At 73.5% G+C, this 14,865-nt stretch carries 12 protein-coding genes and 1 pseudogene; 10 read left to right on the top strand and 3 right to left on the bottom strand.

Features of this window, described 5'->3' with window-relative positions; translation table 11 throughout:
* Position 1 precedes the first annotated feature (1 nt).
* The 4 genes and pseudogenes from ACFWJ4_RS14475 (at position 2) to ACFWJ4_RS14460 (ending at position 5,066) form a co-directional block, all read left to right on the top strand.
* A complete protein-coding gene (locus ACFWJ4_RS14475) occupies positions 2-1,744 on the top strand; it encodes a YifB family Mg chelatase-like AAA ATPase (protein ID WP_380543371.1) in 1,743 nt (580 codons plus the stop codon).
* Positions 1,741-2,937 (top strand): DNA-processing protein DprA, encoded by a 1,197-nt coding sequence (gene dprA / locus ACFWJ4_RS14470; protein WP_380543368.1) that lies wholly within the window; start codon positions 1,741-1,743, stop codon positions 2,935-2,937. Before ACFWJ4_RS14475 ends, dprA begins: the two co-directional genes overlap by 4 nt.
* 597 nt (positions 2,938-3,534) lie before the next feature.
* Positions 3,535-4,330, top strand: a pseudogene (gene whiG, locus ACFWJ4_RS14465) (RNA polymerase sigma factor WhiG); the annotation flags it as partial.
* Positions 4,331-4,469: 139 nt separating this feature from the next.
* Positions 4,470-5,066, top strand: a complete 597-nt coding sequence (locus ACFWJ4_RS14460) for a TetR/AcrR family transcriptional regulator (RefSeq protein WP_380543472.1) — start codon at positions 4,470-4,472, stop codon at positions 5,064-5,066.
* Between the two features lie 48 nt (positions 5,067-5,114).
* Here ACFWJ4_RS14460 and ACFWJ4_RS14455 read toward each other — a convergent pair whose 3' ends face one another.
* Entirely contained in the window at positions 5,115-5,765 is a 651-nt protein-coding gene (locus ACFWJ4_RS14455) for a peptidoglycan DD-metalloendopeptidase family protein (RefSeq protein WP_380543365.1), read from the bottom strand.
* Positions 5,766-6,519: 754 nt separating this feature from the next.
* Between ACFWJ4_RS14455 and rpsB the strand changes: the two genes are divergently transcribed.
* From rpsB to rlmN, 6 genes are all read left to right on the top strand, one after another.
* Complete coding sequence (gene rpsB / locus ACFWJ4_RS14450) at positions 6,520-7,392, top strand: 30S ribosomal protein S2 (RefSeq protein WP_359900624.1); 873 nt, start codon at positions 6,520-6,522, stop codon at positions 7,390-7,392.
* A 129-nt stretch (positions 7,393-7,521) separates the two neighbouring features.
* Positions 7,522-8,361 (top strand): translation elongation factor Ts, encoded by an 840-nt coding sequence (gene tsf / locus ACFWJ4_RS14445; RefSeq protein ID WP_189923571.1) that lies wholly within the window; start codon positions 7,522-7,524, stop codon positions 8,359-8,361.
* Positions 8,362-8,622: 261 nt separating this feature from the next.
* Positions 8,623-9,387: a UMP kinase gene (pyrH, locus tag ACFWJ4_RS14440; protein ID WP_380543362.1), complete on the top strand. Its 765-nt coding sequence runs from the start codon at positions 8,623-8,625 to the stop codon at positions 9,385-9,387.
* A gap of 98 nt (positions 9,388-9,485) precedes the next feature.
* A complete protein-coding gene (gene frr / locus ACFWJ4_RS14435) occupies positions 9,486-10,043 on the top strand; it encodes a ribosome recycling factor (RefSeq protein WP_359900627.1) in 558 nt (185 codons plus the stop codon).
* A complete protein-coding gene (locus tag ACFWJ4_RS14430; protein WP_380543359.1) occupies positions 10,043-11,548 on the top strand; it encodes a phosphatidate cytidylyltransferase in 1,506 nt (501 codons plus the stop codon). Before frr ends, ACFWJ4_RS14430 begins: the two co-directional genes overlap by 1 nt.
* An 82-nt stretch (positions 11,549-11,630) precedes the next feature.
* Positions 11,631-12,731 (top strand): 23S rRNA (adenine(2503)-C(2))-methyltransferase RlmN, encoded by a 1,101-nt coding sequence (gene rlmN / locus ACFWJ4_RS14425; protein WP_359900630.1) that lies wholly within the window; start codon positions 11,631-11,633, stop codon positions 12,729-12,731.
* A 19-nt stretch (positions 12,732-12,750) separates the two neighbouring features.
* Here rlmN and ACFWJ4_RS14420 read toward each other — a convergent pair whose 3' ends face one another.
* Positions 12,751-13,902: a hypothetical protein gene (locus ACFWJ4_RS14420; protein ID WP_380543356.1), complete on the bottom strand. Its 1,152-nt coding sequence runs from the start codon at positions 13,900-13,902 to the stop codon at positions 12,751-12,753.
* A 10-nt stretch (positions 13,903-13,912) separates the two neighbouring features.
* Positions 13,913-14,668, bottom strand: a complete 756-nt coding sequence (locus ACFWJ4_RS14415; RefSeq protein WP_380543353.1) for an ABC transporter ATP-binding protein — start codon at positions 14,666-14,668, stop codon at positions 13,913-13,915.
* Positions 14,669-14,865 lie beyond the last annotated feature (197 nt).

Below are 14,865 nucleotides of genomic sequence, written 5' to 3'. Positions count from 1 at the left end.
GATGGCCTTCGCCCGTACCTGTTCCGTCGCGCTGGTCGGCGTCGACGGAGTGATCGTCGAGGTCCAGGCCGATCTGGAGCCCGGGGTGGCGGCGTTCACCCTGGTCGGCCTTCCCGACAAGGCGCTCACCGAGGCCCGCGACCGGGTCCGTGCCGCGGTCGTGAACAGCGGCGAGGCCTGGCCACAGCGCAAGCTGACGGTCGGCCTCAGCCCCGCCTCGGTGCCCAAGAGCGGCAGCGGCTTCGACCTCGCGGTCGCCTGCGCCGTGCTGGCCGCCGCGGAACGGCTCGACCCCGCCGCCATCGCCGACCTGCTGATCATCGGCGAGCTGGGGCTGGACGGCCGGGTGCGGCCGGTCAGGGGAGTGCTGCCGTCGGTGCTGGCCGCCGCCGACGCGGGGTACGAGCGGGTCGTGGTCGCCGAGCAGACCGCGCCCGAGGCCTCGCTCGTTCCCGGGGTGACGGTGATCGGCGTCCGCAGCCTGCGCCAGCTCGTCGCCACCCTGACCGGCGCGGAAACCCCGGAGGAGCCGCCCGACCCGATCGGCGGCCGGCCGGATCCGCTGATGGCCGGTCTGATGCTGCCCAGCGCGGGGGTGCGGGGCCTGCCCGACGACCGCGCGGCCCGGCTCGACATGGCCGATGTGGCCGGCCAGTACGAGGCCCGGCGGGCCCTGGAGATCGCCGCCGCCGGAGGCCACCACCTCTACCTGAAGGGCCCACCGGGGGCGGGCAAGACGATGCTGGCGGAGCGGCTGCCCTCGCTGCTCCCGCCGCTGACCCAGAAGGAGGCACTGGAGGTCACCGCCGTCCACTCGGTGGCCGGGCTGCTCCCGGCCGGGCGTCCACTGATCGACACCGCGCCCTACTGCGCTCCGCACCACTCCACGACGATGCCGGCCATCGTCGGTGGCGGCAGCGGTCTGCCGAGACCGGGGGCGGTCTCGTTGGCCCACCGGGGCGTGCTCTTCCTGGACGAGGCGCCGGAGTTCCCGGTCCGGGTGCTCGACGCGCTGCGCCAGCCGCTGGAAGCGGGCGAGGTGGTGATCGCCCGTTCGGCCGGCTCGTTGCGGCTCCCGGCCCGCTTCCTGCTCTGCCTGGCGGCCAACCCCTGTCCGTGCGGCCGGTACTCGCGGCGGGGCGAGGGCTGCGAGTGCACCCCGGCCATGGTCAGCCGCTATCAGGGGCGGCTCTCCGGGCCGCTGCTGGACCGGGTCGACCTCCAGGTCCAGGTGGCCCCGGTGACCAGGGTCGAGCTCATGGAACGGGACACCACGGCGGAGACCACCGAGACCGTCGCGGCCAGAGTGCTGGCCGCGCGTGAGCGGGCGGCGGCCCGGTTGGCGGACACCCCGTGGCGGACCAACGCGGAGGTGCCGGGCCACGAACTGCGCACCCGCTGGCAGCTCGGGCCCGGCGCGCTCAACGACGTCGCGCGGCAGTTGGAGCGGGGGCTGCTGACCGCCCGGGGCCTGGACCGGGTACTCCGGGTCGCCTGGACGGTCGCCGACCTCGCCGGACGCGACCGGCCGGACCAGCGGGACGTGCGCACCGCGCTGGTCCTGCGCACCGGCGTGGAGCACGGACTCCCGCTGGCCGAGCGGGCCCTCGGCCAGCTCGGCGGAATCCCGGCACAGCGCGACAGTCCGGAGGACGGCTGGTCCGCGCCGCCCAGGACGCCAGCGACGCCCGGGACGCCCGGGGCGCTCGACGACCGTTCGCGGAACCAGAAGGGTGAGGCATGAACCAGCTGCTGAGGCAACCTCGAATTCCCGGCGCGGCCGAGGCCGGGGCCGGTGCCGCAACCAACGACGGGCCCGAGCCCGAGCGCCTCGCCCGGGTGCTGATCGGCCGGCTCAGCGAACCGGGGGACGCGGTGGTCGGCCGGTGGCTCGGCCAACTCTCCGCCGTCGACGTGGTCAAGGCGATCCGGGACGGGACGGTGCCCGACCATCCCGGACTGGACGCCACCCGACTGGCCGGGTACCAGGCGCGGCTCCCGGGCCTGGACCCGGAGATGGACCTGAAACGGGTACGGGACGTCGGCGGACGGTTCATCATTCCGGGGGACACAGAGTGGCCCAGCCAACTCGACGACCTGGGTGACGGACGTCCGGTCGGGCTCTGGGTGGCGGGTACCGGCTCGCTGCGGCTGCTCGCGCTCCGCTCGGTCGCGCTGGTGGGCTCCCGCGCCTGCACCGCCTACGGCGCCCACGTCGCGGGGGAGCTGTCGGCCCAACTGGCGGAGCGCGGCTGGACGGTGGTCTCCGGAGCGGCCTACGGGATCGACGCGGCCGCACACCGCGGGGCACTCGCGGTCGGCGGAATGACCGCCGCCGTGCTCGCCTGCGGCGTCGACGTGGCCTACCCCAAGGGCAACGCCGAACTGATCCGGCGGATCGGCGTCCAGGGTCTGCTGGTCAGTGAACTCCCGCCCGGGGAGCACCCGAACCGCTTCCGCTTCGTCCTGCGCAACAGGGTCATCGCGGCGCTCACCCGGGGAACCGTGGTGGTCGAGGCGGCGGTGCGCAGCGGCGCCCTGAGCACGGCCAGACGGGCGCGGGACCTCAACCGTCACACCATGGGCGTCGCGGGCCCGGTGACCTCGGCCTTCTCCGCCGGGGTGCACGCCCTGATCCGCAGCGGCGCCGCCGTCCTGGTCACCGACGCGGCCGAGATCACCGAGCTGATCGGGGCGATCGGGGACGACCTGGCACCGCAGCGCAGCGGTCCGGTGCTCCCGCGCGACCTGCTGGAGCCGGCGGTCGCCCGGGTGCTGGAAGCCGTGCCGGCAACGCCGGAGGGCGCCCCGGTCGAGCGACTGGCCCGGCAGTCCGGTCTCCCGCCGGACGAGGTCCTTCAACGGCTCTACGAGTTGGGCTCGCTCGGCTACGTGGAGCGGCACGGCGCGCACTGGCGCGTGGTGCGCAGGAGGTGATCGCCGGAACGGAGAACGCGCTCGCGTCGAGGGAACGCACGTCGGAGCCGCCCTGCTGACCTGCCGATCCGTTCTCCTGTTCGTCGCCCGGATCCGGTGTGCGAACGCCACCGGATCGGGGGACGACCGAGTGGCGGTAGCGCTTTGCAGTGAGTTGGTCACGCTACGCTCCACATGCCTTCCCTATCAGCACATGACTCGGCAGAACGGCGCAGACCAACGCATGCCCACACACATTCCCGGACACAGAGTGACCGGTGGCGCTCGGTCCTCGGGAGGGCCGCGGACCGAGAGGCGCCCCGTGCCCGACTTCCCGGCCAAGTCGGCGGGGACGATGGGAGGCCTGTCGCGCCAGGGCGGGCGGCCGGCGGTGGCGCCCCAGCCTACGGACGCGGCCCGGGGTGCCGAGCCGGTCCAGGGCGCGGACACGGCAGGCTCCGCCGGCGCGCCCGCCGGTGCACCCGCCGGGGTGCCCCCCGGCGCGGTAGTGGCCGGCGCGCCCCGGTCGCCCGGTAGTGCGTCGGGCGGAAGCGCCGCCTCCCCGGCCTTCGCCTCGCCGGTGTCGCCGCCCCGCCGGGAGAGGGCGGCAGGCGGAGACCAGGGGCAGGACGCCCGGGAGGCCGCGACCCAGGGCCGCACCGCGCTCGAGGAACTCTGGCGCTCCTACAAGGAGAGCGGGGACCAGCGGCTGCGCGAGCAGCTGATCCTGCACTACTCACCGCTCGTCAAGTACGTGGCGGGGCGGGTCGGGGTCGGTCTGCCCTCCAACGTGGAACAGGCGGACTTCGTCTCCTCGGGGGTCTTCGGGCTGATCGACGCGATCGAGAAGTTCGACATCGGCCGCGCCATCAAGTTCGAGACCTATGCGATCAGCCGCATCCGCGGCGCGATCATCGACGAACTGCGTGCCCTGGACTGGATCCCGCGCTCGGTACGGCAGAAGGCGAAGGCGGTCGAGCGGACGTACGCGACGCTGGAGGCCCGGCTGCGCCGGACGCCGCACGAGCCGGAGGTCGCGGCCGAGATGGGCATCGCGATCGAGGACCTGCACGCCATCTTCAGCCAGCTGTCGCTGGCCAACGTGGTGGCGCTGGACGAACTGCTGCACCCGGTGGGGGAGGGCGGCGACCGGCTGAGCCTGATGGACACCCTGGAGGACCACGGCGCGGACAACCCGGTCGAGGTGGCCGAGGACCGCGAACTGCGCAGGCTGCTCGCCCAGGCGGTCAACACCCTCCCCGAGCGGGAGAAGACGGTGGTGACGCTCTACTACTACGAGGGCCTCACCCTCGCCGAGATCGGACAGGTGCTGGGGGTGACGGAGAGCCGGGTGAGCCAGATCCACACCAAGTCCGTCCTCCAGCTGCGCGCCAAGCTGTCGGACATCCGATAGGGCGCCGGCGCCCGGGCGTCGACACCTGGCCGCCGGAAGCCGCTCGTGGGGCCCGGGCATCTTCCCGATGCGCGGCGCCGTACCGGCCGGAGGTATGGCTCCGTAGAGTGGGAGCGTGCCGAAGATCCGAGCGGCCACGGTGGCCGAGCATCGCCAGCTCCAGCGCGCAGCGCTTCTCGATGCTGCCCGCATCCTGCTCGCCGAGGGTGGCATGGAGGCCCTGACCTTCCCCGCACTCGCGACGCGCACCGGGCTGGCGCGCTCCTCGGTCTACGAGTACTTCCGCTCCCGCGCCGCCGTGGTCGAGGCGCTCTGCGAGGTGGACCTCCCGCTCTGGGCGGCCGAGATCAAGGCCGGGATGGAGAGCTGCGACACCGCCGTCGAGCGGATCGAGGCCTACGTCCGCGGCCAGCTGGCGCTGGCCGCCGACCCCCGGCACCGGGCGGTGGTGGCGATCTCGGCACTGGAGCTCGACGAGGCCGCGCGCGAGCGGATCAGGGCCGCGCACGGCAGGCTGGCCGGTCTGGTCGGCCGGACACTGGAGGACCTCGGCCACGCGCAGCCCCGGCTCGCCGCGGCCCTGGTCCAGGGCGTCGTGGAGGCGGCGACCCGCAGGGCCGAGCAGGCCACGGGCGGAGGCCGCACCGGCTGTGCGACCGAGAGCCCCGAGGAGATCGCCGACGCCGCCGTCGCGATGGTGCTGCACGGACTCGTCCACCCCGGAACCGGCACCTGAACCTGAACCTGAACCTGGCCGGTCCCGAGCCTGATCTCGGCCCCGGTCCTACCCGTCCGCGCCTCTCAACGGCAGCAGTCGCGCCGTGCCCGCGCCGAACAGGGCCAGCGGGTCCAGGTAGCGGCTTCCGCGCAGCAGCCCCCAGTGCAGGCAGTCCCGCCCGGCGCAGTGGCGCCCGTCCGGAGCGAGCAGCCCGATCGGCTGTCCGGCGGCCACCGGGGTGCCGACCGGGACGGTGCCGGTGACGGGCAGGTAGGTGGTCCGCAGCGGGGGAGAGCCCGAGCCGGGATGGGCGACGGTCACCACCGGCCGCCCTGCCACCAGCCCGGAGAAGGCGACCACTCCGGGAGCCGCCGTCCGGACCTCCACCCCCGGCTCGGCGGCGAGATCCACCCCCCGGTGCCCGGCGGCCCAGACCTTCGCCGGCGGCTCGAAGCGGCCCAGCACCCCGCCCGGCCCGCCCACCGGCCAGGCGCGCGCTCCACCCCACCCGGCCCCGCCGGCCGAGCCCGGGAGGTCGGCCGCACCCGTGCGTCCCGACGCTCCGACGGCGCCCGAATCCCCGACGGCGCCCGAAGCCCCCGAGACGCCGACGGCGCCGAAAGCCCCCGACGGCCCGAGCGCGAGCACGACCACGAGCACCACCGTCATCACCTTCACCACCACGGACACCCCGCCGAACCACCCGCGACCAGTCATGCCCGCAGGCTCGCCGCCCGGTGTCCCCAGCACCACCCGCATTCGGATTCCTGTGGACAAACCGTCCTCGCGCCCGACCGCCATCCCCCTGACGGGTGTACGAACGCCACCATCCGGTGTACAAGCGGCCCGCCGCTGACGGACCGCGTGCCGGCCGCCGCCGGACCCGAGCCCGCACCCGCCCCCGGGCCCGCAGCCGACGAGCCCGCACCCGCCATCGCGCCCGCCCCCGCTCGCACCCCCCGCCCCCCGCTCGCACCCCACCCCCGCGCCCTGCCGCACGCCCACCCCCGGCTCCGCTCCCGCAGCGGCCCGGGGACCCCGGCCCGGCCCCGCACCGACCCCGCCGCACCCGCTACCGGGACCCCGCCGCACCCCCACCGAAACCCGCCCACCCCGGCCGTTCTCCGGGCTCCCCCCAGCTCTTCGGCGGGCCCCCGGCCACTTGTGGAGTCGCTCGCGCCTCGGCGCTTCCCGTACACTTCACACGCGACCCGGTCCGCCGGGTCGACTTCGCACGCCCCGCCACCGGCGGTCGGACGCGGTTCGTCCGCAGCCCCGCCAGGTGCGAGTGCCGCTCGGTCCGCCGAGCTCGACCGGCCCCCGGGCCGGGAGGGTTCAAGCGGCTCGGCACGTTCGGGGCGTCAGGCGTGGCTGTCACCTGGCCGCCACGGACAAACCGAGCCTGACCCGGCTGTGGGCGATCGCTGCGAGGCAGTGCCGCCGCCGGGCCGTAACACCAAGGAGCACGGCAATGGCCGTCGTCACGATGCGGGAGCTGCTGGAGAGCGGCGTCCACTTCGGTCACCAGACCCGCCGCTGGAACCCGAAGATGAAGCGCTTCATCATCACCGAGCGCAACGGCATCTACATCATCGACCTCCTGCAGTCGCTGAACTACATCGACCGCGCCTTCGAGTTCATCAAGGAGACCGTTGCCCACGGCGGCAGCGTCCTCTTCGTCGGCACGAAGAAGCAGGCCCAGGAGGCCATCGCCGAGCAGGCCACCCGCGTGGGCATGCCCTACGTGAACCAGCGCTGGCTCGGCGGCATGCTGACCAACTTCTCGACCGTCTACAAGCGCCTCCAGCGCCTGAAGGAGCTCGGCGAGCTGGACTTCTCGGACGTGGCCGGTTCCGGCCTGACCAAGAAGGAGCTCCTGGTCCTCCAGCGCGAGCACGACAAGCTGGAGAAGACCCTCGGCGGTATCCGCGACATGCAGCGCGTTCCCAGCGCCGTCTGGATCGTGGACACCAAGAAGGAGCACATCGCGGTCGGCGAGGCCCGGAAGCTCAACATCCCGGTCGTCGCCATCCTCGACACCAACTGTGACCCGGACGAGGTCGACTACAAGATCCCGGGCAACGACGACGCGATCCGCTCCGTCACCCTGCTGACCCGCGTGATCGCCGACGCCGTGGCCGAGGGTCTCAAGTCCCGCGCCGGTGTCGCCAAGGGCGACGCCAAGGCCGAGCCGGGTGCCGACCAGCCGCTGGCCGCCTGGGAGAAGGACCTCATCGAGGGCGAGAAGAAGGCCGAGGAGGCCCCCGCCGCCGCCGAGGCCCCCGCCGCCGAGGCGCCCGCCGAGGAGGCCCCCGCGGCCGAGGCGCCGGCCGAGCAGGCCTGACGTACCAAGGGTGAGGGGCACCCGCCGGTACGAAGCCGGCGGGTGCCCCTCTCTCCCGCGCCGGGACCGGACCATCGGTCCCGGCGTCACTCCACGCAGACACGCGAGACGCGAGAAGAGATTCACACCATGGCGAACTTCACCGCCGCGGACGTCAAGAAGCTCCGTGAGCTCACCGGCGCCGGCATGATGGACTGCAAGAAGGCCCTGGACGAGGCCGAGGGCAACGTCGAGAAGGCCGTCGAGCTCCTGCGCATCAAGGGCCAGAAGGGCGTCGCCAAGCGCGAGGGCCGCGACGCCTCCAACGGCGCCGTCGCCGCGCTGATCGCCGAGGACAAGAAGTCCGGCGTCCTGGTCGAGCTGAACTGCGAGACCGACTTCGTCGCCAAGGGTGACAACTTCGTCAAGGTCGCCGACGCCATCGCCGCCCACGTCGCCAAGACCGCCCCGGCCGACCTGGACGCCGCCCTGGCCTCCGAGATCGAGGCCGGCAAGACCGTCCAGCAGTTCGTGGACGAGGCCAACGCGACCCTGGGCGAGAAGATCGTCTTCCGCCGCTTCGCCCAGTTCGACGGTGACGGCTTCGTCGCGGTCTACCTGCACAAGACCAGCCCCGACCTGCCGCCGGCCGTCGGCGTCCTGGTCGAGCTGGACAAGGAGAACGCCGAGGTCGCCAAGGACGTCGCGCAGCACATCGCCGCCTTCGCCCCGAAGTACCTGTCCCGCGAGGACATCCCGGCCGAGGACATCGAGAACGAGCGTCGCGTCGCCGAGGCCACCGCTCGCGAGGAGGGCAAGCCGGAGGCCGCCCTGCCGAAGATCGTCGAGGGTCGCGTCACCGGCTTCGTGAAGGAGTTCTCCGTCCTGGAGCAGGCCTTCGCGAAGGACAACAAGAAGACCGTCGCCAAGGTCCTCGAGGAGAACGGCGTCACCCTCAAGCGCTTCGCGCGTTTCCGCGTCGGCGCCTGAGCCACGTTCCACCTGGTCCCCGGCCCCTTTACGCTGGGAACCGCCCCCGCCCGCTGATCGGGGCGGGAGGAACGCCGAACGGGCTCACCCCGCGCCTATCCCCAACGGGCGGGCTCGCGTCGGCACCATGAACGACGAGGAGGCCATTGCCGTGCAGGACACCGAACCGGTTCCCGCGGCAGTGGCCTCCTCTCGTGTACGCGCAGGCGGGGCATCCGCACACCCGCGCCTGTGACCAGTAGGTGCAAAAAGGAGAAGTCCATGCAGGAGACGCAGGAGACCGCGCAGGACCCCAGGCACGGCTCGCGCCGCCGGGTGCTGCTCAAGCTGTCCGGTGAAGCCTTCGCCGGTGGCGGCGGGCTCGGCGTCGACCCGGACGTCGTGCACGCGATCGCCCGGGAGATCGCCACCGTCGTCCGTGCCGGTACCGAGGTCGCGGTGGTCATCGGCGGCGGCAACTTCTTCCGGGGCGCCGAGCTCCAGGTCCGCGGCATGGACCGGGCCCGCTCCGACTACATGGGCATGCTCGGCACCGTCATGAACTGCCTGGCGCTGCAGGACTTCCTGGTCAAGGAGGGCATCGAGACCCGGGTCCAGACCGCCATCACCATGGGCCAGGTCGCCGAGCCGTACCTGCCGCTGCGGGCCGTCCGGCACCTGGAGAAGGGCCGTGTGGTGATCTTCGGCGCCGGTATGGGCATGCCGTACTTCTCCACCGACACCACGGCCGTCCAGCGCGCCCTGGAGATCCACGCCGACGTCCTGCTGATGGGCAAGAACGGCGTGGACGGCGTGTACGACTCCGACCCGCGGACGAACCCGGACGCGGTCAAGTTCGACGCGCTGGAGTACTCCGAGGTCATCGCGCGCGACCTCAAGGTCGCCGACCTCACCGCGATCACGCTGTGCAAGGACAACAACCTTCCGATGCTGGTCTTCGAACTGCTGGCGGAGGGCAATATCGCGCGCGCGGTGAAGAGTGAGAAGATCGGCACACTCATCAGCCAGGATTCTGTCCGGGCCTGAGCAGCAACCAGCCGTACTGGACGGCGCCGACGCCGGGACCGGCCACCGCGCCGACACCGGTCGGGACAACAGCAGATGAACCGGACAGGGAGACCACAGTGATCGAAGAGACCCTCCTCGAGGCCGAGGAGAAGATGGAGAAGGCCGTCGGCGTCGCCAAGGACGACCTCGCGGCCATCCGCACCGGCCGTGCGCACCCGGCGATGTTCGCCAAGATCGTCGCGGAGTACTACGGCGCCGTGACGCCGATCAACCAGCTGGCCTCCTTCTCGGTGCCGGAGCCGCGGATGGCGGTCGTCTCGCCGTTCGACAAGACCGCGCTGAAGGCCATCGAGCAGGCGATCCGCGACTCCGACCTGGGCGTCAACCCGTCCAACGACGGCTCGATCATCCGCGTGGTGCTGCCCGAGCTGACCGAGGAGCGCCGCCGGGAGTTCATCAAGATCGCCCGCACCAAGGGCGAGGACGCCAAGGTGTCGATCCGCGCGGTGCGCCGCAAGGCCAAGGACGCCATCGACAAGCTGGTGAAGGACGGCGAGGTCGGCGAGGACGACGGCCGCCGCGCCGAGAAGGAGCTCGACGACACCACGGCCAAGTACGTGGCCCAGGTCGACGAGCTGCTGAAGCACAAGGAAGCCGAGCTGCTCGAGGTCTGATGAACGACGCCCCTGACGCCCCCGGCTACTGGGGCCCGTCCGACCAGCAGTTCCAGCCCCACCATCCGGCGCCGCACCCGCAGGCCGCCCGTACCCCGGCCCATCCGGTGCCGGGGTACGGCGCGCAGCCGGCGCCGGCCCAGGGACACCCCGGCCACCCGGGCGGCCACGCCGTGCCCCCGGGCGCGCCGGGCGTCGCCCACGGGGCGCCGGGCCTCCGTTCGGATCAGTCGCAGCAGCCTCCGGTGTACTGGGGCGGCGACGCGGAGGAGACTCAGGTCATGCCTCCCGTGCCGGCCGAGCCCGGTCCGCCGCCCGGCGCGCCCGCCCACGGCCGGTCCGCCGTCCACGGTCGGCCCCCGGCCCACGGCCGGCCCGCCACCGGTGGCCCGGCCGGGCCCGCCGAGGGGCAGGGCAGGGAGTCCGGCCGGCTGAACGGCCCGCTGTTCCGGGAGGACCAGCCCGAGCCGGCGCCGACGGGCGTGACGGAGACGGTCGTGCTGCGCGCGATATCCGACGACGTCCCTCCCGCCCCCGGCCGCGGCACCCCGCCGCACCCGGGGGCACCGGTGCATCCCGCGCCGCCGGCGAACCACTTGGCGGCCGGGCAGCCCCACTTCGTGCCGTCGTCCCACCCAGGGCAGGAGACACCCGTGGCCGCCCAGTCCGCCCCGCAGCCGCAGCCGCGCAAGCAGCGCGGTGGCCGTAACCTCCAGGCCGCCATAGGCGTGGGCGTCGGCCTGGGGGCGGTGATCGTCGCCTCGCTGTTCGTGGTGAAGGCGCTGTTCCTGGTCGTCGTGATGGCCGCGGTCGCGGTCGGCGTCTGGGAGCTGACCAGCCGGCTCTCCGAGTGCAAGCAGATCAAGGCGCCGCTGATCCCGCTGGTCGTGGGCGGCGTCGCCATGGTCGCCACCGGTTACTGGTCCGGCATCCAGTGGGCGGCCGCCGCGCTGGCGCTGACCGGGCTGGCGGTGATGGTCTGGCGGATGGCCGAGCCGCCGGAGGACTACCTGCGGGACATAACGGCAGGCGTGTTCACGGCCTTCTACGTGCCGTTCCTGGCCACCTTCGTGGCGATGATGCTGGCGGCCGACGACGGCCCCCAGCGGATCGTGCTCTTCCTGATCGTGACGATCTGCAGCGACACCGGCGCGTACGCGGTGGGCTACAAGTTCGGGAAGACCAAGCTGGCCCCGACGATCAGCCCGGGCAAGACCCGCGAGGGCCTGGCCGGCGGCATCGCGCTGTCGATGCTGGCGGGCGCGCTGCTGATGCAGCTGATGATCGACGGCGGCAGCTGGTGGCAGGGCCTGATCCTGGGCGGCTGCGCGGCGGTCACCGCGACCCTGGGCGACCTGGGCGAGTCGATGATCAAGCGGGACCTCGGGATCAAGGACATGGGCACGCTGCTGCCCGGCCACGGCGGCATCATGGACCGGCTGGACTCGCTCCTGCCGACCGCCCCGGTGGTCTGGCTGCTGCTGGCCGCGTTCGTCGGCAGCTGACCGGCGCGTACGAGACGTACCAGGGAGGGCCCCGGACGCCTGGCGTCCGGGGCCCTCGCGCGTCTGCGACACTGGAACAACCATGCCTAAGCCCGGAGAACTCACCTTTGTCGCGCCGCGCGGCGCAAAGCCCCCGCGACACCTCGCCGACCTGAGCCCCGCCGAGCGCAAGGAGGCCGTCGCCGAGCTGGGCGAGCAGCCGTTCCGCGCCAAGCAGCTCTCCAACCACTACTTCGGCCGGATGTCGAACGACCCGGCGAGCTGGACGGACATCCCCGCCGCCAGCCGGGAGAAGCTCACCGGGAGCCTGCTGCCCGAGCTGATGTCGGTGGTCCGGCACGTCTCCTGCGACGACGACGCCACCCGCAAGACGCTCTGGAAGCTCTTCGACGGCACGCTCGTGGAGTCCGTGCTGATGCGCTACCCGGACCGGGTCACCATGTGCATCAGTTCGCAGGCCGGCTGCGGCATGAACTGCCCGTTCTGCGCCACCGGCCAGGCCGGTCTGACCCGCAACCTGTCCACCGCCGAGATCGTCGAGCAGATCGCCGCCGGGATGCGCGCGCTCAAGACCGGGGAGATCCCGGGCGGCGAGGCGCGGCTGTCCAACGTGGTCTTCATGGGTATGGGCGAGCCGCTGGCCAACTACAACCGGGTGCTGGCGTCGATCCGCCGGCTGACGGACCCGGCGCCGGACGGTTTCGGCCTGTCCCAGCGCGGCATCACGGTCTCCACCGTCGGTCTCGTCCCGGCGATGCACCGCTTCGCCGACGAGGGCCTCAGCTGCCGTCTGGCGCTGTCGCTGCACGCCCCGGACGACGAGCTGCGCGACGAGCTGGTGCCGGTGAACACCCGCTGGAAGGTCGCCGAGGTGCTGGACGCGGCGTGGAACTACGCGGAGAAGTCCGGCCGCCGGATCTCCATCGAGTACGCGCTGATCAAGGACATCAACGACCAGGCCTGGCGGGCGGACCTGCTCGGCCGGCTGATCAAGAACCGTCGGGTGCACGTCAACCTGATCCCGCTGAACCCGACCCCCGGGTCCAAGTGGACGGCCTCCCGGCCGGAGGACGAGCGCGAGTTCGTCCGCCGCCTCCAGTCGCACGGCGTGCCGACGACCGTCCGCGACACCCGTGGCCAGGAGATCGACGGCGCCTGCGGCCAGCTCGCCGCGGCGGGCTGAGGCCCGTTCCGGGAGACCGCTACCGGAGTCCGGCGGCCGCCAGTGCGGCGGTCGCCCCGCCGGTCAGCAGCAGCGTGCTGCCCACCGCGAGGGTGCGCAGCGCGACCGCGCCGAACAGCAGTCGGGGCGAGGTGCCGAGGCGCAGCAGCGCGTGGGTGACCGCGCGGCGGTCGGTGCGGACCTCGGCGAGCCGGTTGACCACCGCGGCGGCCGCGCAGCCGAGGACCAGGCAGGCCTCGACGGCGGGCAGCGCGTCGGCGCTGTCGGGCGTGCCGATCCAGTAGCGGACGGTGGTGAGCACCAGCGCGACGGCGAGGGTGAGCACGGCCAGCGGCGCGCCGAGCCGGCGGGCCTGGGCGGTGAGGCCGCGCCCGGCCAGCAGCCGCAGCGGGGTGGGCCGCCCGACGGCGAGCAGCCGCCCGGCCCAGGCCAGCAGCGGGCCGGTGAGCAGCGCGAGGCCGAGCGCGCTGGCGGCCCAGCCGAAGAGGGCGGCGGTGCTGGTGGAGCCGAGCCCGGCGGGCAGGTGGATCGGACGGCCGTCGACGGCGGCTCCGGGCCGCAGGGCGATGAGTTCGAGCGCGGCGCCGATGACGCCCAGCCCGGTCGCCAGGGCGATCCGCCAGACGCCGAAGCCGGTCGGGACGGGGGTGCGGCCGCCGGGCAGGGTGTCGGTGACGGAGACCGCGCAGGCGGCGGCGCCGGCGGCGGTGAGCGGGACCAGGGTGAGCAGGGCGAGGGGCGCGGCGGGCGGCAGCGGCACGCCCATGCCGAGGTCGGCGGCGAGCGCCGGGCCGGCGACGTCGTTGCGCAGCACCAGGAAGAGCAGCAGGGTCAGCACGCTGCCGAGGGTGCAGGCGAGTGCGACCTCGCCGGCGATCAGCGTCCGGATGCGGCGGGATCCGGCCCCGGCGGCGGTGAGGCCGGCGATCCGCTCGGGCCGGCGGGCGGGCACCGCGCGGGCGGCGACGGCCGCGAACCAGGCGAGGGCGGCGAGCGGGGGCAGGCACCAGAGCAGCCGGACCAGCGGGTCGGCGCCGCCGATCTGCTCGCTCATCGCCCGGCCGAGGGAGCGCAGCAGGAAGGCGGCGACCACGGCGGCGGCCGCTGCGGTGAGCAGCCAGCGGCCGAGGTCGGGCACCCGGTAGCCCCGGGCCAGACGGAGGTAGAACACGTCGACCCTTTCAGCGGCGGGTGGCCGTGACGGCGGGCGCTCCGGCGGCCCCGGGGGTGGTGATGCCGCGGGGGACGGGTGCGGCGGGGGCGGTGAGCCGTCCGTCGACGAGGGCGACGGCGCGGTCCGCGAACCGGACGAGCTCGGGGTCGTGGGTGGCCAGGACGAGGGTGAGCTGGTGGGACCGGGCCGCGCTGGTCAGTATCCGCATGACCTGGTCGGCGGCCTCGCGGTGCAGCGGGGCGGTGGGGTCGTCGGCGAAGACGACGGGGGGCAGCGGGGCCAGGGCGCGGGCGACGGCGACCCGCTGGCGCTGGCTCTGGAGCAGGTGTTCGGGCCGCAGCCGGGCGCAGTCGCCGACGTCGAGGCGTTCCAGCCACTCGTCGGCGGCGGTGTAGGCGGCCTTGTTGCCGGCCCCGGCGAGCAGCAGCGGCAGCGCGACGTTCTCCCGGGCGGTCAGTTCGGGCACCAGGTGGGGCTCGGAGCCGACGAAGCCGAAGCGGTCGCGGCGCAGCCGTTCGCGGCCGGCCCGGGCGAGGGTGTGCACGGGGGCGCTGTTGAACCAGACCTCCCCCTCGTCGACCGGGAGCTGCGCGGAGAGGCAGCCGAGCAGGGTGCTCTTGCCGGAGCCGCGCGGGCCGGTGACGGCGAGCACCTCGCCCTCGCGGACGCCGATCGAGATGCCGCGCAGGGCGGGGGTGCCGTCATGGGACTTGACGATCCCTCGGGCCCACAGCACGTCGTTGTCAGGCGGTGCCGCTGACATGAGGATCCATCCTGGGTGGCCGCAGGGATATGACAGTCGTCAGATTAGAACGACGGGGGCTGGTCGCGGTGGCGGCGCTCTGGTCCATCACGGGCAAATCACCCGCATTCAGGCATGTTTGGTCGTACGACTGTGATGTTCCGGGGGTGGGAGACCGGGCCGGGCACGCCGAAGGGCGGCCCCGCGGGGAGCGGGGC

The organism is Kitasatospora sp. NPDC127067 (assembly GCF_042724755.1).
Taxonomy (GTDB): domain Bacteria; phylum Actinomycetota; class Actinomycetes; order Streptomycetales; family Streptomycetaceae; genus Kitasatospora; species Kitasatospora lactacystinica.
The sequence above is the reverse complement of the archived record's forward strand: the minus strand, read 5'-3'. Positions and strand labels throughout refer to the sequence as shown.

What these genes read in the sequence shown, in the direction of transcription:
- ACFWJ4_RS14475 (WP_380543371.1), top strand. Translation starts at nt 2, where the DNA reads ATGGCCTTCGCCCGTACCTGTTCCGTCGCGCTGGTCGGCGTCGACGGA.
- dprA (WP_380543368.1), top strand. Translation starts at nt 1,741, where the DNA reads ATGAACCAGCTGCTGAGGCAACCTCGAATTCCCGGCGCGGCCGAGGCC.
- ACFWJ4_RS14455 (WP_380543365.1), bottom strand. Translation starts at nt 5,765, where the DNA reads ATGACTGGTCGCGGGTGGTTCGGCGGGGTGTCCGTGGTGGTGAAGGTG.
- rpsB (WP_359900624.1), top strand. Translation starts at nt 6,520, where the DNA reads ATGGCCGTCGTCACGATGCGGGAGCTGCTGGAGAGCGGCGTCCACTTC.
- tsf (WP_189923571.1), top strand. Translation starts at nt 7,522, where the DNA reads ATGGCGAACTTCACCGCCGCGGACGTCAAGAAGCTCCGTGAGCTCACC.
- pyrH (WP_380543362.1), top strand. Translation starts at nt 8,623, where the DNA reads ATGCAGGAGACGCAGGAGACCGCGCAGGACCCCAGGCACGGCTCGCGC.
- ACFWJ4_RS14430 (WP_380543359.1), top strand. Translation starts at nt 10,043, where the DNA reads ATGAACGACGCCCCTGACGCCCCCGGCTACTGGGGCCCGTCCGACCAG.
- rlmN (WP_359900630.1), top strand. Translation starts at nt 11,631, where the DNA reads ATGCCTAAGCCCGGAGAACTCACCTTTGTCGCGCCGCGCGGCGCAAAG.
- ACFWJ4_RS14415 (WP_380543353.1), bottom strand. Translation starts at nt 14,668, where the DNA reads ATGTCAGCGGCACCGCCTGACAACGACGTGCTGTGGGCCCGAGGGATC.